This window comes from Microbacterium sp. MAH-37 (genome assembly GCF_009758255.1).
Taxonomy (GTDB): Bacteria; Actinomycetota; Actinomycetes; order Actinomycetales; family Microbacteriaceae; genus Microbacterium.
In genome coordinates, this window is sequence record NZ_WSEN01000010.1 from 780458 (window position 1) to 803152 (window position 22695).

Genomic DNA, 22695 nt, shown 5'->3' on the forward strand with positions numbered 1-22695 from the left:
TGCATCCGTACCGCAGCGGTCAGCCGATCCGGCGGTCGCGTCGTCCTCGGGAGACCAGGATGCCGCCGGCGGCGAGCGCGAGGAGAGCACCGGCACCGAGGGCGATCGGCCAGACCGCGGAGCCACCGGTGGTGGCGAGCTCGCCGGACTGCGAGGATCCGGAGCCGTGCGGGCCGCCGTTCCCGGTCCCGCCGTTCCCGCTCCCGCCGTTCCCGCTCCCGCCGTTCCCGTTCCCGTTACCACCGCCGTTGTTGCCACCGCCGTCACCGGGCCCGGTCGCCTTGCCGGTCGCGGTGAACGTGCGGACCTCGCTGTACTCGACACCGCCGTACGGGCCGGTGGTGCGGACATACCAGCCGTGCGCGGCCGGGGCAGCGGCTGCCCGGGCCTTCGCCTTGCCCTTGGCCGGCCCGATGCCCTTCCAGGTCACCGAGGTCTCCTCGCCGCTGACGACGTCCTTCACGCAGTCGATCTGGTTCGTGGTGAGGATGTCGGCGCGGAACGAGTCGGTCGAGAGGGTCTTCGCCACGGGCCGGATGCCGCCGGCGGCGTAGGGGATCTCGAACTCCTGCATCCCGGCCGGGCTGTTCAACGACGGCTCGTCCGAGTCGAAGTCGTCCAGCGACGGCGAGTAGGTGCGCACGATGATGCGACCGTTCTCGTTGTCGAAGTGCAGCAGGCGCAGGTAGCCCTGCCCGCCCTCCGGCAGCGCCTGGTAGTCGAACAGCATCGAGGTCACCGTGCGGTCGGCGACGCCGTCGCCGTCGTCGTCGAACTCGTCCAGGCGCGTGTAGGCGTCGTGGTAGTGCCCCGACCCCACGGCGATGACGTTCGCGTTCGGCGCCACGACCTCGTCGTAGATCCGCTGCGGGAACGGCCCGAGGCCGCCGGTCGTGAGCATGAACTCGTGCAGGTTCAGCATCACCTTGCGCTCCGGGTACTGCCGGATCACGGAGTTCATCCAGGCGATGTCCTCGGAGTTCGAGGCGGTGTCGTTCGGGTCGGGCCAGCCCATGTACATCACCAGCAGGTCGACGCCGTCGACGCTGACCAGGTCGTAGTGACCGCGGTTGTCCTTGTAGGAGCCGCCGTACCAGGGGTTCTTCGCGAAGCGCTTCTCACCGAAGTACGAGCTGTACGGGCCGTAGTTCCCCTCGAAGTGGCCGACGTCGTGATTGCCCGCCAGCACGCCGTACGGCATTCCGGCGTCATCGAGGATCCGATACGCGTCATCCGCGTTCTGCCACTGGTACTCCTCGTTCTGGTTGTCGACGATGTCGCCGGTGTGTGTGACGTACTGCAGGTTGAGGTCGTCGCGCTGGTCCACCAGGAACCTGTTGATCTTCACCTGGTGCTGGTACCAGGCATCCGATCCGCCGGTGCCGGCGCGCCGGCCCTCGTTGCTGTTGTAGTACTGCGTGTCCGACTCCCACGCCAGGGTGAAGTCGTACTGGTCGCGCGGCGTCGCGCCCTCGTTGTAGGGCGTCACCTGCGTGTCACGGCCGCTGAGGTCGGTCGCGGCCCACCCCTCGGAGTGCTGAACGAGGAAGGTGATCCTCCCGTCCTTCGCGTGATCAGCCACGGGGACCTGCGCCTCGAGGGTGAACGAGGTCGGAGCACCGCCGGTGGTGACGTGGCGATCAACCTCCTCCCAGTCGCCGTCCGTGCTCTGCACGTAGAGAAGCACCTTGGCGTCGGCGTTCGCGGACCCCTCCCAGGCGACCCGGGCATCCGATCCGTCCTTCGCGTCGGCGGGGACCTCGACCGTGAACAGCTGGTACGGCATCGCCGTCTCCGAGGTCTCGGCGACTGCGATTCCATCAAGGCGGGTGAGCTTCGCGAGCTCATCGGCGCTCAGCGCCCTGGCGTCGCCGCGGTCACTCGACCGGCTGTCCGTCGTCGTGCCGGAGGCGACGCGCACCGCGGCATCCGTCGGCACATAGCGGTAGCCCTCTGCGAAGCAGAGCTCGAGACGGTCGTCGACGTTCGATCCGGGGCTGGCCACCAGGTCGACCTCGTCGGCGTCGATCTTCGCGCCGTCATCGGGGCTGATCAACGTGGTGCGCGGCTTCTCGTCCGCCGTCGAGAACGCGATCGTGCTCGTGGAGCTGTTGCCGACCCTGTCCTTCGCCGTGATCACGGCGACGTGGTCGCCGGGCTCGAGCGTCAGCGAGGAGGTCTTCAGCGGCAGCGCGATCTCCTTGTCGTCGAGAGTCGCGCTGACGCTGTCGAAGCCGGACCCCTCGTCGGTCACCGTCGCGTCGATCGTGAAGTCGCCGCGGTACTGGCGGCCGTCGGTGATCGTGCTGTCGATGCGGGGCGCGGTGTTGTCGACGCGCACGGTGCGCGTCGCGGTGCGCTTCCCCTCGGATGCCGTGACGACGTGCTCACCGTCGGCCACTGCCGTGGTGTCCCAGATCGCCGAGACGGAATCGAAGGCGTCCTCCGGGATGTCGAAGGTGAAGAGGATGTAGACGAGGTTCGCGTCGCTGAGGGCGATGCGCTCGGCGGCGTCGGCCGGGCAGGCCCGCTCGACCGGGTCCTTGCCCTCGCCGGCGCCGGTGCACGTGGTCGGATGCAGCACCCGTCCGTCCGGCAGCACGAGTCGCGGGTTCATCATCGTGAAGTCGTCGTTGTTCTCGTCGACGTTCGGCTCGGGCCAGGCCTTCGTGCCGGCGTAGACGCCGAGCGTGAGCTTCTCTCCTCGCACGACCTGGTCGACGGGGACCTCGGCGTCGACCGTGACGATGCGGTCGTAGTACCCCTCATCGAAGATCTTCAGCACGTCGTCGCCGAGCTTGAGGCCGTTGCGGAAGAACGAGTCTGTACTGGTGGCCTCGATCGCGAACTTCGGCGCCTTCTCGAGAGAGGATGCCGGCTCTGCGAACGGCGTGCCGTCGACGCCGATCGAGAGCGCGCCCGGGTCGCCGTCGGTGGTGCCGACGACGGGCGTCTGGGCGTTCACGTACTGCCCGTCCGCGAGGTTCAGCCGGACCGGCTCGACCGGGGAGTCGTCCAGCACGATGCGCACCGGGCCGAGAGTGGTCTCGAGCGAGCCGTCGCCCGCGGTGACCGAGTACTCCACCCAGCGCTTGCCGTACACGTCGACCGCGGGGATCGAGTAGAGGTAGCGGCCGGCGGCGGAGAACGTGAGGTTGCGCTCCTCCCTGCCGCCCAGGCTGTCCGTCAGCGTGAGGGTCACCCGGCGCACGAGGACGTCGTCGGTGATGTCGAAGCCGAGCTCGATGTTCCCCGAGTCCGGCACCTCCGAGCCACCGGTCAGGTCGACGATCTTCGGGGCCGTCCCGGCGTCCGGGTACGGCACGAACGACGGGGCGACCTGGGCGTCGGTCGCCTTCCCGGGCGTCGGTGCCGCGAGTCCGAGGATCGCCTGCGTGCTGCCGGCCGGATCGGCCGGGGTCCAGGTCGCGCTCCCGGCACCCGGGTTCCAGGCGTACTGGATGGCGGTGGTCGGCGTGGTCTGCGTGTCATCGAAGTAGAACGCACGGGAGACGATGTGGCCCGACTTCGTCTGCAGCTGCAGACCGCGGGAGCCGCCGTTGGCCATGCCGCCGGATGCGATGGTGAGAATGCTCTCGCCGAGCTTCAGGTCGCTGCCCATCGCGGCGTTGAAGTCGGCGACGGTGAGGCCCGCGGCCACGACCGCCGGGTTCTGGATCCACAGCACGAGCGTCTCGCCTGCGGCGATGGACGGCTCGCCCGGGCCGGCCGGCCACAGCGTGGACGAGAGCGTCTTCGGGTTCGTCAGATCGTTGTCGGTGGTGAGGTAGGCGAGCACGTAGTCGCCGAAGTCGACCGGCTCGTCCGAGGCGTTGTAGACCTCGATGTACTCGTAGGCGTCGGAGCCGGCGACGTTCGCGGTGTCGGGCGCCACCTCGGTGATCTGCAGCAGCGGGCCGTCCGAGTCGGGGTCGGTCGGCTTGGTGAGGGCGCTGGTCACCTGCGGGGCGGTGATCGTGCCGGGCGTCGGCGCGGCGGTCGCACCGGTCACGTCGTGCTCCAGGAGGCGGGCATCCGGGCTGCCGATCAGATCGGGGACGCCGAACTGCGCATTCCACGGCGTCGACCCGTTCCCGTCGTCGGCGGGCACCCACGCCCTGCTGAGAGTCTTGCCCGCGGCATCCGTCAGGCTGAATCCGCGGTTGCCGCTGTTCGCGAACCCGCCCTGCGGGCCGAACCGGAAGATCGGCGTCGATGCATCCGTCATGCCGTAGAACTCGCGGAACAGGTCCTTGGTGAGCGCGCGGCGGGGGTCGCCGTCGGCGTAGTTCATCCACAGCACGGCGACACCGCCGGCCGGGATGACGGCCGGTGAATCGGCCTCTCCGTCGAGGTGGATCAGCGGCTGCACGGTGCCGGCGTTCCACTGCGACGTGTGATACCTGACCTGGATGCCGGCGGCCTCCAGGTCGATGGGCTGATCGGTGGTGTTGGTGACCTCGAGGAACTCGTACTCGTCGGCGCCCGGGTTGTCGCCCTGGATCTCGGTGATCACCAGAGGCCAGTGCGCGCCGGCGTTGCCGTCGGTGCCGGCGACCGCGGCGGAAGCCACCTGGGCCGGGGTCTCCGTCGGCTCCGGGGCATCCGGGGTCTGCTCGGCGGCCGGAGTCTCCGCCGGGACGGTCTCCTCGGGAGCCGGAGTGGCGGTCTCCTCCGGGGCCGGGGTCTCCGTCGGCTCCGCCGTCGGCGCCGGCGTGCCGGGCGCGGTCGGCTCCGGCGTCGGGGTCGCCTCCCCACTCACGCTCGGGTCGTCCTGGGCATAGGCCGGAACGGCGGATGTCGGAAGCGCGGCCGCGCACAGCGTCGCGGCGACCACCGCGGCGAGCGCGCCCGCACCGGCACGGCGGAGAGCTTTGGAGAGCATGACGAAGAGACCTGTTTCGACGAGGAGTGGCGGCAGAGATGCCGCTCTCCTGTCTAGGGATCCCAGGTGACCCGCAGGTGTCCGTCAGGCGACGTCCGCGCCCCGAAGGTGAACTCTCGGCGAACGTCGTCGCGCGTCACCAGACGCCGGGCGGGGCCGTGGAGCTGCGACCGTCTCTCGTTCCACCAGCATCGGCTCCAGGACGATCCGACGCGGGTCGCGGGATCCGTCGAGCTGCTCGGTCAGCAGCTCGACGGCCGCGCGCGCCTTCTCCGCGATGTCCTGTCGCACGGTCGTGAGGGACGGGGTCACCATCTCGGCGATCGGCAGGTCGTCGAAGCCGACCAGCGAGAAGTCGTCCGGGACGCGTATGCCGCGGCGCGCGAAGGCCTTGATCAGACCGATGGCGAGGATGTCGGCGGTGACGACCGCCGCCGTGAACCCCTGGGGATGCGCGATGATGTCGGCGGCCGCAGCATCCGCGTCGGCGAAGGTGAGGTTCGCGATGACGTGCATCTCGTCCGCATCGAGGCCCGCTTCCTCGAGCGCGCGCGCGAATCCGGCATAGCGCGCGTTGATCACGCCGGCGCTGGGCGCATACGGTCCGGCGAATGCGATCGCACGGTGCCCGGCGCTGAGCAGAAGCCGGGTCGCCTCGTAGCTGCCCCTCGCGTCATCGATCCCTACGGTGGAGATTCCGCCGTCCGTGTAAGCGTCGATGAACACCATCGGCACGTCCTGGTGCCGGCGCAGCTGTTCCACCTCATCTGCGAGCACTCCGAGGAACACCGCGCCGTCGACGTTCCACGAGCGCAGCCGGCGGGCGGTGTCCGCCGCATCCGTGGCGGCGTGGATCATCAGATGCTTGCCCGCCGCGCTGACATGGCGTTCGATCTCGCCGAGCAGCATGGCGTCGTGGGGGTTGGACAGGCCGAGGTCCCCTTCGGCAGCCGCGTAATAGACCAGCGAGATGATCTCACTGCGTGCCACGGAGAGCGATCGGGCGGCGGCACTGGGCTGGTAGTTCAGCTCCGCGGCGGCGTCCAGGACGCGTTTCTTGGTCGAGGCCGACACTCGGCTGTCCCGGCCGTTGAGCACGTTCGAGACCGTCATCTTCGACACCCCGCACACGCGAGCGATGTCTGCGATCGTCACCATGGCCGTCATCTCCTCCCCTGGACACATCCTGCCCCCTTGACGACAGGCGTCTCCGTGATGCACGATAGTTTACCGGTAAAGGTATACCGGTAAACCTGACAAAGGAGTCCAGATGTTCCGACCAACGAGGCGAGCCCGCGCCGGCCTGGCGATCGGCGCGGCCACGGCGCTCGCAGTGTCTCTTACCGCCTGCACGAGCGGCAGCGGAGGTGTCGAAGACACCGAGCCGGACAAGGGTCTGCCCGTGGCCGGCGTCAACCTGACCTATGACCCCAACACCCTCGTCAACGACGGCAAGCCCATCGCCCTGGAGTGGTGGGCATGGAGCAACATCGAGCAGTTCCAGGCCATCGCCGACGCCTACCGCAAGATCCACCCGAACGTGACGATCAAGGTCGTGAACCAGCCCTGGGAGGACTACTGGACCAAGCTCCCGCTCGAGCTGCAGTCCGGTGACGGGCCGGCGATCTTCAACGTGCACAACTCCCAGCACGACAACCTCATCGCGAAGATGGAGCCGTACGACATCGATCCGGCCGACCTTGACGCCGATTACACAGGCGCCGCCGCCCATGTGATCGACGGCAAGACCTACTACATCGATCTCGGCCTCATGAGCGGGTCGATCTACTACAACACCGACATGTGGAAGGCCGCCGGACTCACCGACGCGGACATTCCGGCGACCTGGGACGAGTTCCGGGAGATCGCGAAGAAGCTCACCGTGCGTGAGGGTGGCGAACTGCGACAGGCTGGCTTCAACTTCAACGGCGGAGGCCAGGCGATGCAGATGGGCATGGCCTATCAGCTCGGGCAGAACCTCTTCGCCGAGGACGGCACGACGCCCACTGTCGACAACGAGGCGAACCTCGAGGTCATCAATCGCTTCCTCGACATCTACGCGGACGGCTCCGGCGATGCGAACTTCGGCGCATCCGGCACGGAGAGTTTCGGCCAGGGACAGTCGGCGATGACCTATGCCTGGGGATGGTTCTCGGGGACGCTGCGCAATGACTACCCGGACCTGAAATGGAGCGCATTCCAGACCCCTGTCCCGGATGCCGCCGAGACGCCGTACGCGTTCGATCGGTACAACGGCGAGTCGACGTTCGGCATCAATGCCAACGCGGACGACGCGGAGAAGGAGGTGGCCCAGGACTTCCTGCGCTACTACCTGACCGACGAGGAGTCGATGAAGGAGCTCGCCCTGAGCTTCAGCATCTTCCCGGCGTACAAGCCGATCGCCGACGACCCGGCGTTCGCGGACGACCCCGCACTCGCCGCGTTCGGCGACATCGAGCGGTACATCTGGCCGGGCCCGGTGCCCGCGACGTTCGAGACCTCGACCGCGACGATGTGGGAGGAGATCCTCTTCAACGGCGTCGCCCCTGAGAAGGCGCTCGCGACGGCGCAGAAGACGATCGAGAAGGATCTCGACGGAAAGGACTTCGTGTCCGCCGAGAGCCTCTACCCGTTCTACGCGGCCGACTGAGAACCAGCAGGAAGGAGCGCCCCCGGTCGCGCAGCCGGTCGGGGGCGACACCCGCAATGACTCTTCAGACACCCCTTCGTCCGGCCGGGACCGAGGCATCCGCCCCGGTGACGCAGGCCACCCGCCACATCCGCAAGCCCGCGAGCGAACTCTGGCTCCGCGGGCTCACGGTCGGCGTGATCATGGCAGCCATCGTGCTGCTGCTGCTCATCCCGATCGGCATCGCCTTCGTCGGCAGCTTCCACGACTGGAACCCTCTCAACGGGACGTTCGACTTCACGGGAATCGACAATTACACCGAGTTGTTCGCGGACGCGACGTTCTGGCGTGCTTCCGGGAACACCGTGGTCTTCGGCATCCTGGCCATTGCCGGTCGCGTGGTCCTGGGGCTCGCGATCGCCTACGCGCTGTTCTCGAAGCTGAGTCGCTGGAGGACCTTCTTCCGCACGATCTTCTACCTGCCGACCGTCATGCCGCTGGTCGCCGTCGCCTTCCTGTGGAAGCTCATGTACAACCCGCAGTTCGGCGCCATCAACACGCTGTTCGGCCTCGACATCAACTGGCTGTTCGATCCTCGCTACTCGCTGCTCGCGATCGTCATCATGACGATCTGGAAGGATTTCGGTTTCGCGGTGATCCTCTTCCTCGCCGGGCTCTACGCCATCCCCGAGGACGTCTTGGAGGCGGCATCCGTCGACGGCGCGAATGCGTGGCGCCGGTTCTGGCATGTGATCGTGCCGCTGCTGCGCCCCATGCTCTTCTTCATCGTGATCACGTCGATGATCGGTTATCTCCAGGCGTTCGTCCAGGTGCTCGTGATGACCAACGGCGGGCCGGGGACGTCGACCCAGCTGATCTCCTTCATGATCTATGAGAAGGCGTTCGTGAAGTACGACTTCGGCTACGCGTCCGCCATCGCTTTCGTCCTGCTGATCATCACAGCGGTGCTCACCGCCGCGTCATGGCGCATGAACCAGTCCGCTCTCGACACTCCTCGGCGCCGACGCCGGCTGAAGAACTCCGAGGAGGCGGCAGCATGAGGGCGCGCGTCCTCGCACTGAACGCGACCCTGCTCGTGGTCGGGGTCGTCATCGTCTTGCCGTTCCTCTGGATGATCCTCTCGGCATTCAAGTCCAACGCCGAGATCGTCGGGTTCGATCAGACCTTCTGGCCGAAGGAATGGACGCTGGAGAACTTCGTCTCGATCCAGACGAAACTCGACTTCCTCCGGCTGTTCTTCAACAGCGTCTTCCTGTCTGTGACGATCACGGCGCTCTCGGTGTACACGAGCCTCGTGGGCGGCTTCGTGTTCTCGAAGTACCGCTTCCGTGGACGCGGGCCGCTCTTCGCCGTGATCCTGTCGACGATGATGGTGACCTGGGCAGTCGTGATCATCCCCCGGTACACGATGTTCCGGGCCGTCGGCCTCACCGACAGCTACGCGTCGATCATCATCCCGGCGGTGATCAGCGCCTTCGGCATCTTCATGATGCGTCAGAGCATGGACGCCGTTCCCGACGAGATCCTCGAGGCAGCCCGTATCGACGGCGCATCGGAGTGGTTCATCTTCCATCGCATCGTGGCGCCCATGAGCGTCAATGCGATCTCGGCCCTCTCGATCTTCGTCTTCCTGTGGGTGTGGGAGGACTACCTCTGGCCCTACCTGATGATCTCGTCGGAGGAGAAGCAGGTGCTCGCCGTCGGGCTCACCACGTTCAACGGGCAGTACAGCACGGACTACGGCGGCCTGTTCGCCGCGACCACGCTCGCGATCGTCCCCGTGATGATCGTCTACGTGGTGTTCCAGCGTCGTTTCATCGCGGGCGCGGCGAGCGCGGCTCTGAAGGGGTGAGGATGCAGGAGGAATCGATGATCTCGCTCTCGGACGGGCGGCCGGCACCTGCCGCGCCTGAGACGACGGTGTGCGGACCCCACTACCGGATCACGGTCCTGACGGATCGCCTGATCCGCCTCGAATGGCTGCCCGACGGGCGACCTGTCGACGAGAAGACTCAGCAGGTGCTGGACAGGTCGTTCCCGGTGCCGCGGTTCGAGGTGACCAGAACGGATCGCGGCATCGAGATCACCACCGACAGCCTTCGACTGCGGTACGACGAGCGGATGCCCTGCGCAGCGGGTCTCTCCATCACCCTGCTCGCCGGCGCCACAGACGTGCACTACACGACATGGCGCCCCGGGCAGGAGTATCCGCAGACGCTGCCGCTGCGCGGCAACCTCCGCAGCACCGCCCGAACGCTGGATGAAGCAGACGGAGCGGTGGAGATCCCGCCCGGCATCCTCTCCACCTTCGGCTTCGGCGTGCTCGACGACTCGTCATCGCTGCTCCTGGGAGAGGACGGCTGGCTGCATCCGCGTGACGAAGGCGGCCTCGATCTCTACTTCTTCGGCTACGGGAAGGACTTCACCGCGGCGCTGCGCGACTTCCACGCACTCACCGGGCCGATCCCCCTGGTCCCCCGCTTCGCGCTGGGGAACTGGTGGAGCCGGTACTGGGCGTACGACGAACTCGAGTACCTCACACTGATGCAGAGGTTCCGCGACAACGGCATCCCCCTGTCCGTCGCAGTGATCGACATGGACTGGCACCTCGTCGACATCGATCCGGCGGTCGGCACGGGGTGGACCGGGTACACGTGGAACCGCGCCCTGTTCCCCGATCCGGAACGCTTCCTGGCCGAGCTGCACAGGCAGGGTCTCGCAGTGACTCTCAACCTGCACCCCGCCGACGGCATCCGTCGTCATGAGGCGGCGTACCCCGCTGTGGCCGCGGCGATGGGCCTCGACCCAGCGGCCGGGAGCGCGATCCACTTCGACGTCTCATCCCGACGCTTCATGAGCGCCTACCAACAGCACGTGCTGGGGCCGCTGGAAGACCAGGGCGTGGACTTCTGGTGGATCGACTGGCAGTCCGGCGCGCACTCCGACCTCGCCGATCTGGACCCCCTGTGGATGCTGAATCACACGCATTTCCAGGCGTCCGGACGCCACGGCCGACGCCCACTGACGTTCTCTCGGTACACCGAGCGCGGGGGGCACCGGTATCCGGTCGGCTTCTCGGGCGACACGATCGTCAGCTGGGCCTCGCTCGCGTTCCAGCCCGAGTTCACCGCCACGGCGGCCAATGTCGGGTACACGTGGTGGAGCCATGACATCGGCGGACACATGCACGGCATCCACGATGTGGAGCTCGCGGTGCGCTGGCTGCAGTTCGGCGTGCTGTCGCCCATCAATCGCCTGCACTCATCGACCAACCCGTTCAGCTCCAAGGAGCCCTGGGCGTACGGAGAGCAGGCCGCCACCATCATGCGCCGGTTCCTCCGCCTGCGCCATCGCCTCATCCCGATGCTGTACACGGCGGCGTGGGCGGCCCATGCCGAGAACGTGAGCGTGGTGCGTCCGGTCTACCACGACCACCCCGGCGAGGCGGGGGCGTACCGGTTCCCGAACCAGTACCTGCTCGGGGAGCACCTCCTGATCGCGCCGATCACTGAACCGAGAGAGCCGGCTTCGCAGCTCGCCACCACGCGAGCCTGGCTGCCTGACGGGGACTGGGTCGACATCATCACGGGTCTGCGGCTCCGGGGCGGGCGGGAGGTGCTCCTGACCAGACCGCTCGAGGAGTATCCCGTTCTGGCCCGTGCCGGGGCCGTCCTGCCGCTGGACGCCGACCCGATGTCGCCGGCCGCAGACGCACCGACACGCCTCGAGCTCCTGGTGATCCCAGGAGACGGGACCTCCACACTGTCGGAGGATGACGGGTCGGCCGAGCCGGAGCGCGCACTCGTGACGTTGACGCAGAGCATCGAGGTCGGCGACGACGGACGGGCCGACATCACGCTGGCGGCGTCGGCTACGGGACCGAGGATGCCTGCGCGCAGGATCCTGGTGCGGATCCCCGGAGTCAGCGCGGCAGCGTCGGCCTCACTGGATGACGGACATGTCCTCGCCTGCGAGGCCGCTCCGGCCGAACCCGAGAACCTCCTGCCGGCGGGTCTCACCGTCGATCTCGGCGATGTCGCACTCGGTGACGGTTTCACGCTGCGGATCCGTGGGGCGGAACCGGCCGTGGCCTGCGACCCGCAACGCGTATTCGATCAGCTGCAGCGTGCAGAGATCGGCTACGAGGAGAAGCGGCTCATCTGGAACGCCGTCACGGCCGGTGCCGCGTCGGAAGCGGTCGCGACGGCGGGGCTTCCCCAGCAGCTCCGAGACGGACTCGCAGAACTGCTCGGAGCCGTCACCGCCTGGTGACGGCTGCAGCAGCAGCCCGCTCCTCCCGCGTCGCCGCTTCCGGGATCACGCCACGGGGTCGCCCTGCACGCCGCCCTCGGTGTTCGGCTTCCAGCCGAGCGCCGGGGCGACGTGCTTCGCGAACGACTCGAGCACGTGCAGGTTGTACTCCGGTCCCAGCTGGTTCGGGATCGTCAGCATGAGGGTGTCCGCGGCCATGACGGCCTCGTCGCGCTTCAGCTGCTCGATCAGCACGTCGGGCTCGGCCGCGTAGGTCTTGCCGAAGGTCGACCGCAGGCCGTCGATGATGCCGATCTGGTCGTCGCTCTCCTCGGAGCGCAGGCCGAAGTACGCGCGGTCCATGTCGTTGATGAGCGGGAACACGCTGCGGCTCACCGAGACGCGGGGGCGGCCGGTGTGCCCGGCATCCTTGTACGCGGCGCGGAAGATGTCGATCTGCTCGCGCTGCAGCTCGTGGAACGGCTGACCGGTGGCCTCGGTGACGAGCGTGGAGCTCATCATGTTCAGCCCCATGCGGCCCGTGCTCTCCGCGGTGGAACGGGAACCGGAACCCCACCAGACGTGGTCGCGCAGCGTCGGCGAGAGCGGCTCGACGTGCAGGTATCGGCCGGCACCAGCCATCCGGGGGTCGGCGGGAGCGATCCGCTCCCCCTCGATCGCGCGCAGGAACAGGTCGAACTTCTCGCGGGCCATCACGCTGCCGCGCTCCTCGTCCTCACCGTCGTGGTAGCCGAACGTCTCGTAGCCGCGCAGCGCCGTCTCGGGTGAGCCGCGGCTCACGCCGAGCGCGATCCGCCCGTCGGCGATGAAGTCGAGAGCGGCCGCCTCCTCCGCGAACTGGAAGGGGTTCTCGTAGCGCATGTCGATCACGCCGGTGCCGACCTCGATGCGCTTCGTGCGCGCGGCCATGGCGGTCAGCAGCGGCATCGGCGATGCCGCCTGTCGAGCCCAGTGGTGCACGCGCACGTACGCGCCGTTCACGCCGATCTCGTCGGCGCCCTCGGCCATCTCGATGGTCTGCTTGAGCATGTCGCCCGCCGTGCGGGTCGTCGAACCGGGCACATCGCCGTAGTGCCCGAAGGAGAGGAATCCGAAAGCCTTCACGATGTATGCGAACGCATGGATACCACCCGCTATTCCCCGGCCGGCAGCAGGAAGCCGTCGCGCACCAGACGGCGGATGCGGGGCTCGAGATCCGCCCACAGATCGGCGAGCGGCACGTCGAACAGGTCCGCGAGGGCGCCGACGATCTGCCCCACGGTGAGCTCGCCGTCGCAGGCGCCCACGAATCCGGCCAGACCGGAGTCGACGGACACCACGCGGCCGAAGCCGCCGCCCTGGCGCAGCTCGATCACCGTCGGGTCGTCGTCGCCGGGCATGAGGTGCCTGGCCTCCGTGACATCCGGCGCGACCATGAGCCGGTCTGGCAGCCCCTCCTGCAGCAGGTCGTGGGCGGCGAGACCCGCCTCGAGCGCCCGCCCGGTGTTGGCGAGCGGCTGGGACAGGTGCTCGAAGCGGCGGAGCGACCCTTCGTCTCGCGCCGCTCGCTCGGGGTCCGAAGCGCGCTGATCCGGGAAGGCAGGCCGCCGCAGCAGCACGTACCCGAATCCGATCGCGGTCACCCCGCGCTCGGCGAAGTCGTCCAGCCAGGCGGACAGCAGCGGCGTGAATCCCGCATCCCGCGGCAGTGTTCCGCCGTCCCGGATCCACAGCTCGGCGTAGCCGAGCGGCGTGAGCGACTCGCGCTCGATGACCCAGGCGTCCAGCTGGGCGGGAATCCAGGACTCCACCCGCTGCAACCCGGAGACACCGCGGGACTCCCAGTTGCCGAGCAGCTGCGCGACACCGCCCGGCGTGAGATGCGCGGGAGCGGCCCGCAGGAAGCGCTCCACGAGCGCGTCTCCGATGAGACCGCCATCGCGGTACTCGTACTCGGGCACGCCCTGCGCTCGCGGGGTGATCACGAAAGGCGGGTTCGACACGATCAGGTCGAACGCCTCACCGGCGACCGGCTCGAACATGCTGCCCAGCCGGAACTCGATGTTCGCGACGCCGTTCAGCAGCGCGTTCAACTCGCCGAAGGCGAGAGCGCGCTCCGAGATGTCGGTCGCGACCACGCGCCCGGCGTGCCGGGCGACAAGCAGAGCCTGGATGCCGCATCCGGTGCCGAGATCGAGTGCGCGCTCGACCGGGGCGGGGATGACGAGCTCGGCGAGCGTGCGCGACGCCCCGCCCACCCCCAGTACGTGATCGGGCGGAAGCGCGGTGCCCAGAGCGACCTCGTCGAGATCGCTCGCGATCCACCACTCACCGACGCCGTCGAGATCGACGAAGGACTGCGGACGCAGCAGCGCCTCCGGTCGCACGTCGTCGCCGTCGGCGGCGCCGAGACCGAGGGATGCCAGGCCGGCGAGCCCGAGGTGCGGCAGTGCCCGCTCCAGGGCCGGCACCGGCTGCGGCATCCCGAGCACGAAGAACCGGCCGAGCGTCGCGAGCGGCGAATCGGCATCGCCCAGCGCCCGCAGGATCGGCTCGCGCAGTCCGCGGGCCAGGGCGTCGTCGGCCTCCTCCCCCCAGAGCCGCCGCAGCGGGTCGGAGCGGAAGTCCGCCGCGTCCAGGTCGGCGGCGAGCGCGCGGGCGAGCTGCGGATCGGGGCGTGGGGCGAGGTGCACGGCCGTCACTCTACGCGCCCGGCTTATTCCCTGCCGGTCGTCCGGGCATTCCGCGCCGCGCTGAGAACGCTGGGCGCGACAGCAGTCACCCTTCTGGAGGCGCGAAATGTCCGATCAGATCATCGATTCATCCGACAGCTCCACCGAACCCCCCACCCGCCGTCTCGGTTCCGTCAAGGCGATCGGCACCCTGGGCATCCTCGCCGGCATCGTGCTCATCGTCGCCGGGATCGCCGTCTGGATCGTGGTCTCGTCGCAGTTGCGCGCCGAGAACATCACGGTGCCCGATGACGCGATGGCGTTCCAGGGCGCGCAGGTCGCCGGGCCCCTCACCGCGTACGTACAGGCGGACATCATCCAGCATCACGCGCTCGAGATGTCCGACGGGAAGACCTACGCGGAGCTCGACATGGACGACCCGCTGCGCGCCACCCTCATGAACGCGTCCTTCCTGCGCGCGTCGCTGTTCACCTCGGTGGTCTCGTTCGGCGTCGCGGCGTTCGCGATGGGGATGGGAGTGCTGTCGATCCTGTTCGGCTGGGCGCTGCGTCGGCTGGCGACGGCTCCGGCCGCGCTCGGACGCGCGGCCACCACCTGACCTCACGTCATCCGCCGGAAGGCGCGGGGAGAGCCGGAACGACGCCCGCTCTCCCCGCGCCTTCAGTGTTCCCGAAAGCGCCCGCCCTAGAATCGGGACAGCACACTCAGGGGCGCCCGGCGGCGTTCCAGGAAGATCCTATGACCGCGACCTCCCCCACTCACGGCCTCCGCGCGCGCGCACGGCGGCTGTTCGGGCGTCTCGGCGCGGTCGCGATCGTGGCATCCCTCCTCACCTTCCCTGCGGCCGGCGAGCCCGCCTCTGCCGCGGACGACGAGGTCCACCCCACTGTGACCCTCGAGGTCGCACCCGCCGGTGCGATCCTGCCCGAGTCTGCGCTCACCGCAGGTGTCTCCGTGCGCAACGACACCGACGACCGCCTCACCGAGGGCGTGGTGTCCCTCGCCATCGACCGCACGCCCCTGGCCGACGGCGCGGCTCTGGATGCCTGGCTCGACGAGGACACCTCGACGGGCGCCTTCGAGACCATCGCCACGCAGCCGACCGAAGCGGTGCGCGCACACGACGCGGATGTCACGAGTGTGCTCGTCCCAGCATCCGCGCTGACCGGACTGGCGCCGGGCGTGTACCCGCTGCGCGCGACGCTCAGCGGCGCGACGACCGGAGTCGGCGACGACGCGAGCTCATGGGACCTGACCTCGGGCAGCGTCGTCGTGATCCAGGCGGCGAAGCCGGCCGATGTCAGCGTGCTCGTGCCGATCACTGCTACTCCGAAGAACGGCAGCCTCCTCACCGCGGACGAGCTCGCCGCGCTGACCGCGCCGGACGGCGCTCTCACCGCTCAACTCGACGGCGTGGCCGGCACCACCGCGATTCTCGCGATCGATCCGTCCATCCCCGCCGCGATCCGCGTGCTGGGAACCTCCGCTCCCTCGGCGGCGACCGACTGGCTCGCCCGTCTCGAAGCGCTGCCTAATGACCGGTTCGCACTGCAGTTCGGCGACGCGGATGCCGCGACCCAGGCGCACGCGGGCCTGGACGACCTGCTCGGACCCGCCGACCTCTCCGGGTTGATCAAGAACTCGGACTTCGCCACGGCCGCACCGACGCCGAACCCCACGAGCACGCCTGAGCAGGCCGAACCCGTGCTCCCCGACAACGCCGCCCTCACCGAGGTGGAGCGCGCCGTGCCCGGCATCCTCTGGCCGCGCGGCGACGTGACCGGGGACGACCTCGCGACGTTCAGCAGCTACCTCGGCGATGACGCGGTCACTGTGCTGCCCGACACCTCCGTCGACGGAGAGGTCGGCGCACGCGCGACGGCCGGGGGTCGCGCCGTGCTGGTCACCGACGAGGACATCTCGAAGCGTCTCTCCGCCGCCGTCGTCGCCGCCGATCCCACGGCCCGCGACGGACAGATCGCTGCCGCCGCGGGGCACCTGTTCCTCACCGCCGCTGCCACACCGGACCGTCCGCTGCTGATCGGGCTCGACCGGTCCGAGAAACGCAGCGCCGACGACCTGCACGCCGCACTGGCCGCCGTCTCCACCTCGCCGACCGGCCTCGCCGGGCTCCGCGGGGCTGCCCCCGTCAAGGTCGAGAGCACGGCGACGCCCGATGCGGGGCGCGCCACCTCTCTGCAGGCGATGCTCGACGACGAGACCCGACTGCAGGCGTTCTCGTCGATCCTCGAGCAGCCGCTCGTTCTGCTCGCCCCGGAGCGCAACCGGATGCTCCGCGTCATCGGCGTCGGCGTGAGCGACAAGGCCTTCCCGAAGCGGGTCGCCGAGCACCGTTCCCAGACCGTCGACACCCTCGGCTCCGTGGGCATCCAGGACCCCGCGCCGGTGCAGTTGTTCACCTCGGCTGCACCGCTCCCCGTCTGGATCCGCAACGACCTGCCCTGGCCGGTGAACCTCACCCTGTTCACGCAACCCTCCGATCCGCGTCTCAGCGTTCAGGAGAGCACGCCGGTGAAGGGCGGCGCCTCGAGCAACACCCGCGTCACGGTTCCGGTCGAGGCACGCGTGGGCAGCGGGGAGGTCGAGGTGCAGTTCCGGCTGACCAGCCCCACCGGAGTGCCCATCGGCGCCGCGGCATCGGCCACGGTCACCGTCCGTGCGGACTGGGAGGGCATCGGTCTCGGCATCCTGAGCGGCGTGATCGTGCTGCTGCTCGGCGTCGGAGTGCTGCGCACCGTGCTGCGCCGCAGGCGGGCACGAGCGGCCGTGCACACGCACGCGGCGGAACCGGATGCCGCAGACACGGATGCCGCAGGACCGGCATCCGAGAAGGAGTCGGAGTGAGCAGCAGTCTCGGCCGCGCCAGCGCCATCCTCGGGGCCGGGACGATGGTCTCGCGCGTCACCGGGCTGGTGCGCACGATCGTGCTCGTCGGCGTCATCGGTTCGAATGCGTCGGCCGCGGCGGACGCGTTCGCCATCGCCAACCAGCTGCCCAACAGCGTCTTCAACCTCATCTCCGTGGGTGTGCTGACCGCCGTGATCGTGCCGCAGATCGTGCGCGCGAGCTCGCAGTCCGACGGTGGCAACGCGTTCATCTCGAAGCTGTTCACGCTGGGCACCGTGGTGCTCGTGGCGGCGACGGCGGTCGCCATGCTCGCCGCGCCCTGGCTGGTCTCGCTGCAGCTGAGTCCGAACAACGTCGAGCAGCTCGCCCTCGCGACCGCGTTCGCGTACTGGTGCCTGCCGCAGATCCTGTTCTACGGCCTGTACGCCCTCGTCGGCGAGACGCTCAACGCGCGCCGCATCTTCGGACCGTTCACCTGGGCTCCGGTGGCGAACAACATCATCTCCATCATCGGATTCCTGGTGATCGGCGCCGTCTTCGGCGAGAACCTGGTGAACGTGTCGGACTGGACCCCCGACATGGTCGCCTGGCTGGGCGGCACGGCGACCGCGGGCATCGCCGTGCAGGCGGGCATCCTGCTGCTGTTCTGGCGCAAGACGGGGCTCGCTCTCAAGGTCGATTTCCGCTGGCGCGGCGTCGGACTGGGCAACGTGGGGCGCATCGCGAGCTGGACGCTGCTCATGGCCCTCTCCAGCATGGCGGCCGGTTTCTACCAGAACTGGGTGGCCAACCACGCCTCGGGCGAGGCTGCGGCCGTGACGGTGATGAACAACGCCTGGCTGATCTTCATGCTGCCGTACTCGATCATCGTGCACTCGATCGGCACCCCGTACTTCACGCAGCTCTCCGAACATGCGCACGCCGGCCGCGATGCCGATGTGCGCGCAGACATCTCGCGCAGCATCCGCACGCTCGGGTTCTTCCTGACCGGTGCGCTGGCCGCCGTCGTGGCGGCGGCCGTGCCGGCATCCCGCGTCTTCACGAACTCGTCGTCTGATGCTGTGGATGCGGCGATCGTGCTGCTCTGCTACCTGGTGGGCCTGCTGCCGCTCGCGGTGCTGTTCATCGTGCAGCGCACGTTCTACGCCTACGGCGACACGAGGACGCCGTTCTTCTTCACGCTGCTGCAGTGCGCCCTCGTGGCCGTCACTGCGACCATTGCGGCATGGATGGCGGCGGCCGACGTGCTGCCGATCACGCTGCTCGCAGCGGGTGTGGCTCTGGGGCAGTCGTTCGCAGGGATCGTTCAGACCGTCGTCGCGACGATGCTGCTGCGCCGTCGCCTCGGACTGCTGGACGCGCGTCGGTGGATGACCGCGCTGGGCCGTTTCCTCCTCGCCGCGGTGCCGGCCGCCGCCGCCGGCTGGGGCGTGTTCCTGCTGCTCGGCGGTACAGGCGGATGGACCACGGCCGACAAGATCCTCGGCGTCATCGGTTCCGGCATCATCGCCGTGGTCGTCGTGATCGTCTACGTCGCCGCCCTCGCTCTGCTGCGCGCGCCCGAGCTGCAGGTGGCACGGGGCATCGTGAAGCGGATCCTGCCCGGACGCTGAGTGCCGTCGCGCGTTCGGCGATCGGGAATGTCGCGCGGTTACCATTGGTTCTGTTAGGCGACTGCGCTGTACGCGGTCACGAGGGAGATCACATGCGTCAGGTCATCATCATCGGCTCCGGCCCCGCCGGGTTCACCGCAGCCATCTACGCTGCGCGTGCGAACCTCGAGCCGCTGCTCATCGCGAGCTCGGTCGAGGTCGGCGGAGAGCTGATGAACACCACCGAGGTGGAGAACTTCCCCGGCTTCCCGGAGGGAATCCAGGGCCCCGAGCTGATGGCCAAGCTGCAGGAGCAGGCCGAGAAGTTCGGCACCGAGGTGCTCTACGACGACGTGGTCTCGCTCGAGCTCGACGGTCCGGTGAAGAAGGTCATCCTGGGCAGCGGCGCTGAGCACGAGGCCGCCTCGGTGATCTACGCCACCGGATCCGCCTACCGCAAGCTGGGCGTGGAGGGCGAGGATCGTCTCTCCGGCCACGGGGTGTCGTGGTGCGCGACCTGCGACGGCTTCTTCTTCCGTGAGCGCACGATCGCCGTCGTCGGCGGCGGCGACTCGGCGATGGAGGAGGCGACCTTCCTGACGCGCTTCGCGTCGAAGGTCTACGTGATCCACCGCAAGGACTCCCTGCGGGCGTCCAAGATCATGCAGGAGCGCGCGTTCGCGAACGAGAAGATCGAGTTCGTATGGAACAGCGAGGTCGAGGAGATCCTCGGCGAGGCTGAGACCACCGGCGTGCGGCTGCGCTCGACCGTGGACGGTTCGCTCAGCGACCTGGCCCTGGACGGCCTGTTCATCGCGATCGGCAACGACCCCCGCACGCACCTTGTGCACGGCAAGCTCGACCTGACGCCCGAGGGCACGATCTGGGTCGACGGCCGCTCGTCGCGCACCTCCCAGCGTGGTGTGTTCGCCGCCGGCGACGTGATCGACCCGACCTACCGTCAGGCGATCACCGCAGCCGGCACCGGCACCATCGCAGCGCTGGACGCCGAGCACTTCCTCGCCGACCTCGCCGACGGCGCCCCGCTGGCCGAGCCCGCAGCGGTCTGAGGCGGGGAACACTTCACCGGCGTCCGGTGTTGTGTCATGGTGAGCAGCACCCACAGACTTTCGAGAATCAAGGAGAATCCATGACTGCCAAGGCAACCAGCCAGGCGACCTGGGAGCAGGACGTGCTTCAGGCCGATGGCCCCGTGCTCGTCGACTTCTGGGCCGCGTGGTGCGGTCCGTGTCGGATGGTCGCGCCGGTCCTCGACGAGATCCAGTCCGAGAACCCGGAGAAGATCACCATCCTGAAGCTGAACGTCGACGAGAACCCCGAGCTGGCCATGAAGTACCAGATCACGTCGATCCCGGCGATGAAGGTGTTCCAGGGCGGCGAGGTGAAGACGACGATCATCGGCGCCAAGCCCAAGTTCGCCCTCGAGCAGGACCTGGCCGCGTTCATCGGCTGATCGCCCGCTTTCCGAAGGCCCGTCCCGTTCCCGGGGCGGGCCTTCTTCTATATTCCACTTCGGGAATGAGATGCGTCAGCGTTTGTCGTAGACGTCCACGGAGGGCAGCCCTCGGGCCGAACGAGCGCGATTCATGACCTCCTGGACCACGGCGGTCTTCGTCGAGTTGTAGGTGGACGGATCGGCGGATGCCTCGATCTTGACCCGCTCGTAGCGCCGGGCATCATCGGGGTGCTGCTGCAGCCAGTCGCGGAACACACGCTGGTGAGCGTGCTCCCACTGCTCCGGCGCGAAGAAATGCGCGATCCGCGTGCGCACTCCGCAGCCCTCGAAGACCATCACCCGGTGCGACCGGACCCCGCTGCCGAGGCGCCAACCGGCGTCCTCCAGTGCAGCACGATGGCGCTCGAGGCCGTCATCGTCGCGCAGGCGCACAGCGACGTCGATGATCGGCTTCGCCCGGATGCCCCGAACAGCCGTCGACCCGATGTGCTCGATCTCCCAGTCCCGGTCGCCCACGCGTCTGAGCTCGTCCGCGATCTCTTCGAACCGGCGCTGCCAGTCGGGATCATGGACGACGAGCATCATGGACGACGTGTCGTCGAGCCGGAGGACGCCGGCCGCATCATCTGCCAGACGGTCGTCGACAGCGGCGGGTACTCGAGGGCGATCCGGCGCAGCACGTCGTTGTTCCAGTCTCGGTCGCGGATGTTCCCGCCGTGGGCATCGATCCAGTCGGTGCGCAGCAGAAGGACGACGAGTTCATCGGTGGTGGGCAGTTCGCTCATGAACTCCCACGGGTCCTCTCCGAAGCGCAGGCGCTCGTGTACGAGCACCGAGCGCTCATCGGCTGCTTCGGCTCTCAGCACCTCGAGGCTCGCCCGCCGCGGGAAAGGAAGTTCCACCCCTCAAGCCTAAACGCCGCCACCGACGCCCGGCCCCGCCGCCCTCCTCGCTCCTCCTCGCTCACCGACCGGGGCCAAGGTTCCGCCCCGATACCTCTTCCTCCTGGGTGTCACTCATCTCCAGAAGCATGAGCGGGTGGGGAGGTTCCCGGAGCGAGCATAGGGAGGGGCCGTTGGCTGGAGCGGGCTTGCCCGCTCCAGCCAACGGAGGGTCCCTCTCTGCGAGAGCAGGGAACCTCCCCGGCCGCGCCCCCGCCCGGAATCAACGAACGGTCGACCCCACCAACCCGTTCAATTGCTTGAACTCCAGCGCGTACGCCAGCTTCCCCGGCTTCGCATCCTCATACGGCTTCGACAGCTTCGCGAACTCCCCGCTGCTCGCTGCCTTCCCGTCGTTCCACGCATCCAGCGCCCCGAGCTCCCCCGCTGTGTGCCCGCCGGCGATCACCGCATCCTTCGGCAGCGCCGTCTGCGCTCTCGTCAGCTGCTCGATCGCGTCCAGATAACTCGCGCTGTCGTCACGTTCCCAGCCCGTCAGGTCCACGACTCCCGAGTCGCGCACCCAATCCGCCCAGTAGAACTCCTGGAAGGGCACGGAGCCCGCGGTGTATCCGATGTCGCGGCCGAAGTAGAGCAGGCTGCGCAGCCTGTCGTCCTCGAAGTTGTCGAGTCCCACCGAACTCGGCAGCTGCTTGGGTGTGATCGCGTCGCCGTCTGCATCCTTCAGGTAGGTCCAGCCGTTCTGCTGCATCGTGTCCCAGAACTGAGGCTGTCCCATGCCGCTGAGGTTGCCGAGCACGCGCAGGCGCACATGCAGGTTCGCGCCACCGTCCGCGAGCTCGTAGAACGAGGTGAGTGTGTGGTGTCCGTCGGTGAGGTAGAGCTTCCCACCTGGGCCGATCACCACGGTCTTCATCGGGGCGATGCTCTCCGCGGTCTCGGTCCCGAGCGGGATGTCGCAGGTGAAGCTGCTCGGTCGAGCAGGCCGGCATCGAGCGCTGCCGTCGCGGCTTCGCCCTGACCGTTGGCCTCGCACCAGTCGTCGAACTTCTTGTTGATCCTGTCCTTGCCCAGTGTGTAGCGGCCGAGCTTGTAGTAGACCTCGTCGTAGCCGAGTGAGGGCTGCGTCGGGAGCACGTCTCCGATGCGTACGTCGATCAGGTCACCCGGCTGTGCGCACAGGTACTCGGCGCGTGCGCCATTGCCCGGCGTCGGACACTTCTGTGCGGCCTGGGCGGCCCGGGCGAGGAAGAAGGAGGCACCCGCGACGGCGAGGGCGACGGCAGCGGTCGTCGCACGACGGACCGCGGGACGAGTGGTGGTCGACACGCGCACAGCGTCGCGGATGCCGGTGAACCGGGCGTGAACGTCGGGTTG

General features: G+C 68.5%; 17 protein-coding genes. 9 read left to right on the forward strand and 8 right to left on the reverse strand.

The genetic code is table 11. The features are described from left to right. Positions 1–19: 19 nt before the first annotated feature. Both GON06_RS17875 and GON06_RS17880 read right to left on the reverse strand, forming a co-directional pair. The gene (locus tag GON06_RS17875) at positions 20–4885 is read right to left on the reverse strand and encodes a metallophosphoesterase (protein WP_157313674.1); all 4866 of its coding nucleotides are present in this window, start codon (positions 4883–4885) and stop codon (positions 20–22) included. An 84-nt stretch (positions 4886–4969) separates the two neighbouring features. Then, positions 4970–6043, reverse strand: coding sequence for a LacI family DNA-binding transcriptional regulator (locus GON06_RS17880; protein WP_198346758.1), 1074 nt, complete (start codon positions 6041–6043; stop codon positions 4970–4972). Positions 6044–6155: 112 nt separating this feature from the next. On the opposite strand from GON06_RS17880, the gene GON06_RS17885 reads away from it, so the two are divergent. From GON06_RS17885 to GON06_RS17900, 4 genes are read left to right on the forward strand one after another with little or no spacing between them, the layout of a single operon-like run. Continuing rightward, positions 6156–7535 (forward strand): extracellular solute-binding protein, encoded by a 1380-nt coding sequence (locus GON06_RS17885; protein WP_157313676.1) that lies wholly within the window; start codon positions 6156–6158, stop codon positions 7533–7535. A 56-nt stretch (positions 7536–7591) separates the two neighbouring features. Further along, positions 7592–8575 (forward strand): carbohydrate ABC transporter permease, encoded by a 984-nt coding sequence (locus GON06_RS17890; protein WP_157313677.1) that lies wholly within the window; start codon positions 7592–7594, stop codon positions 8573–8575. Further along, positions 8572–9387, forward strand: coding sequence for a carbohydrate ABC transporter permease (locus GON06_RS17895; protein ID WP_157313678.1), 816 nt, complete (start codon positions 8572–8574; stop codon positions 9385–9387). The genes GON06_RS17890 and GON06_RS17895 overlap by 4 nt, the downstream gene beginning before the upstream one ends. 17 nt (positions 9388–9404) lie before the next feature. Next, positions 9405–11807, forward strand: a complete 2403-nt coding sequence (locus tag GON06_RS17900; protein WP_198346759.1) for a glycoside hydrolase family 31 protein — start codon at positions 9405–9407, stop codon at positions 11805–11807. 45 nt (positions 11808–11852) lie between these two features. Here the strand turns inward: GON06_RS17900 and GON06_RS17905 are convergent, their stop codons facing one another. Together GON06_RS17905 and GON06_RS17910 are read right to left on the reverse strand one after the other, a co-directional pair. After that, entirely contained in the window at positions 11853–12911 is a 1059-nt protein-coding gene (locus GON06_RS17905; RefSeq protein ID WP_332837694.1) for an LLM class flavin-dependent oxidoreductase, read from the reverse strand. A gap of 29 nt (positions 12912–12940) precedes the next feature. Further along, positions 12941–14479: a class I SAM-dependent methyltransferase gene (locus GON06_RS17910; protein WP_378735322.1), complete on the reverse strand. Its 1539-nt coding sequence runs from the start codon at positions 14477–14479 to the stop codon at positions 12941–12943. Between the two features lie 106 nt (positions 14480–14585). Between GON06_RS17910 and GON06_RS17915 the strand changes: the two genes are divergently transcribed. From GON06_RS17915 to trxA, 5 genes are all read left to right on the forward strand, one after another. After that, positions 14586–15077, forward strand: a complete 492-nt coding sequence (locus tag GON06_RS17915; protein ID WP_157313680.1) for an aromatic ring-opening dioxygenase LigA — start codon at positions 14586–14588, stop codon at positions 15075–15077. A 140-nt stretch (positions 15078–15217) separates the two neighbouring features. Beyond that, a complete protein-coding gene (locus GON06_RS17920) occupies positions 15218–17344 on the forward strand; it encodes a DUF6049 family protein (protein ID WP_157313681.1) in 2127 nt (708 codons plus the stop codon). After that, positions 17341–18960 (forward strand): murein biosynthesis integral membrane protein MurJ, encoded by a 1620-nt coding sequence (murJ, locus tag GON06_RS17925; protein ID WP_332837697.1) that lies wholly within the window; start codon positions 17341–17343, stop codon positions 18958–18960. The genes GON06_RS17920 and murJ overlap by 4 nt, the downstream gene beginning before the upstream one ends. Positions 18961–19052: 92 nt before the next feature. Then, the gene (gene trxB / locus GON06_RS17930; RefSeq protein WP_157313682.1) at positions 19053–20009 is read left to right on the forward strand and encodes a thioredoxin-disulfide reductase; all 957 of its coding nucleotides are present in this window, start codon (positions 19053–19055) and stop codon (positions 20007–20009) included. Positions 20010–20089: 80 nt separating this feature from the next. Next, the gene (gene trxA / locus GON06_RS17935; RefSeq protein ID WP_116241612.1) at positions 20090–20413 is read left to right on the forward strand and encodes a thioredoxin; all 324 of its coding nucleotides are present in this window, start codon (positions 20090–20092) and stop codon (positions 20411–20413) included. A 75-nt stretch (positions 20414–20488) separates the two neighbouring features. Here the strand turns inward: trxA and GON06_RS17940 are convergent, their stop codons facing one another. From GON06_RS17940 to GON06_RS19140, 4 genes are all read right to left on the reverse strand, one after another. After that, complete coding sequence (locus tag GON06_RS17940) at positions 20489–21001, reverse strand: GrpB family protein (protein ID WP_157313683.1); 513 nt, start codon at positions 20999–21001, stop codon at positions 20489–20491. After that, entirely contained in the window at positions 20998–21318 is a 321-nt protein-coding gene (locus tag GON06_RS17945; RefSeq protein WP_332837699.1) for a tryptophan synthase subunit alpha, read from the reverse strand. The genes GON06_RS17940 and GON06_RS17945 overlap by 4 nt, the downstream gene beginning before the upstream one ends. A gap of 262 nt (positions 21319–21580) precedes the next feature. Next, positions 21581–22234, reverse strand: coding sequence for a ParB/Srx family N-terminal domain-containing protein (locus GON06_RS17950; protein WP_198346760.1), 654 nt, complete (start codon positions 22232–22234; stop codon positions 21581–21583). Further along, entirely contained in the window at positions 22231–22647 is a 417-nt protein-coding gene (locus GON06_RS19140; RefSeq protein ID WP_198346761.1) for a ParB-like protein, read from the reverse strand. The genes GON06_RS17950 and GON06_RS19140 overlap by 4 nt, the downstream gene beginning before the upstream one ends. Between the last annotated feature and the right edge of the window lie 48 nt (positions 22648–22695).

What these genes read in the sequence shown, in the direction of transcription:
- GON06_RS17950 (WP_198346760.1), bottom strand. Translation starts at nt 22,234, where the DNA reads ATGAAGACCGTGGTGATCGGCCCAGGTGGGAAGCTCTACCTCACCGAC.
- GON06_RS17915 (WP_157313680.1), top strand. Translation starts at nt 14,586, where the DNA reads ATGTCCGATCAGATCATCGATTCATCCGACAGCTCCACCGAACCCCCC.
- GON06_RS17900 (WP_198346759.1), top strand. Translation starts at nt 9,405, where the DNA reads ATGATCTCGCTCTCGGACGGGCGGCCGGCACCTGCCGCGCCTGAGACG.
- GON06_RS17895 (WP_157313678.1), top strand. Translation starts at nt 8,572, where the DNA reads ATGAGGGCGCGCGTCCTCGCACTGAACGCGACCCTGCTCGTGGTCGGG.
- trxA (WP_116241612.1), top strand. Translation starts at nt 20,090, where the DNA reads ATGACTGCCAAGGCAACCAGCCAGGCGACCTGGGAGCAGGACGTGCTT.
- GON06_RS17880 (WP_198346758.1), bottom strand. Translation starts at nt 6,043, where the DNA reads ATGGTGACGATCGCAGACATCGCTCGCGTGTGCGGGGTGTCGAAGATG.
- GON06_RS17940 (WP_157313683.1), bottom strand. Translation starts at nt 21,001, where the DNA reads ATGATGCTCGTCGTCCATGATCCCGACTGGCAGCGCCGGTTCGAAGAG.
- GON06_RS17885 (WP_157313676.1), top strand. Translation starts at nt 6,156, where the DNA reads ATGTTCCGACCAACGAGGCGAGCCCGCGCCGGCCTGGCGATCGGCGCG.
- GON06_RS17920 (WP_157313681.1), top strand. Translation starts at nt 15,218, where the DNA reads ATGACCGCGACCTCCCCCACTCACGGCCTCCGCGCGCGCGCACGGCGG.
- GON06_RS17890 (WP_157313677.1), top strand. Translation starts at nt 7,592, where the DNA reads ATGACTCTTCAGACACCCCTTCGTCCGGCCGGGACCGAGGCATCCGCC.
- trxB (WP_157313682.1), top strand. Translation starts at nt 19,053, where the DNA reads ATGCGTCAGGTCATCATCATCGGCTCCGGCCCCGCCGGGTTCACCGCA.
- GON06_RS17875 (WP_157313674.1), bottom strand. Translation starts at nt 4,885, where the DNA reads ATGCTCTCCAAAGCTCTCCGCCGTGCCGGTGCGGGCGCGCTCGCCGCG.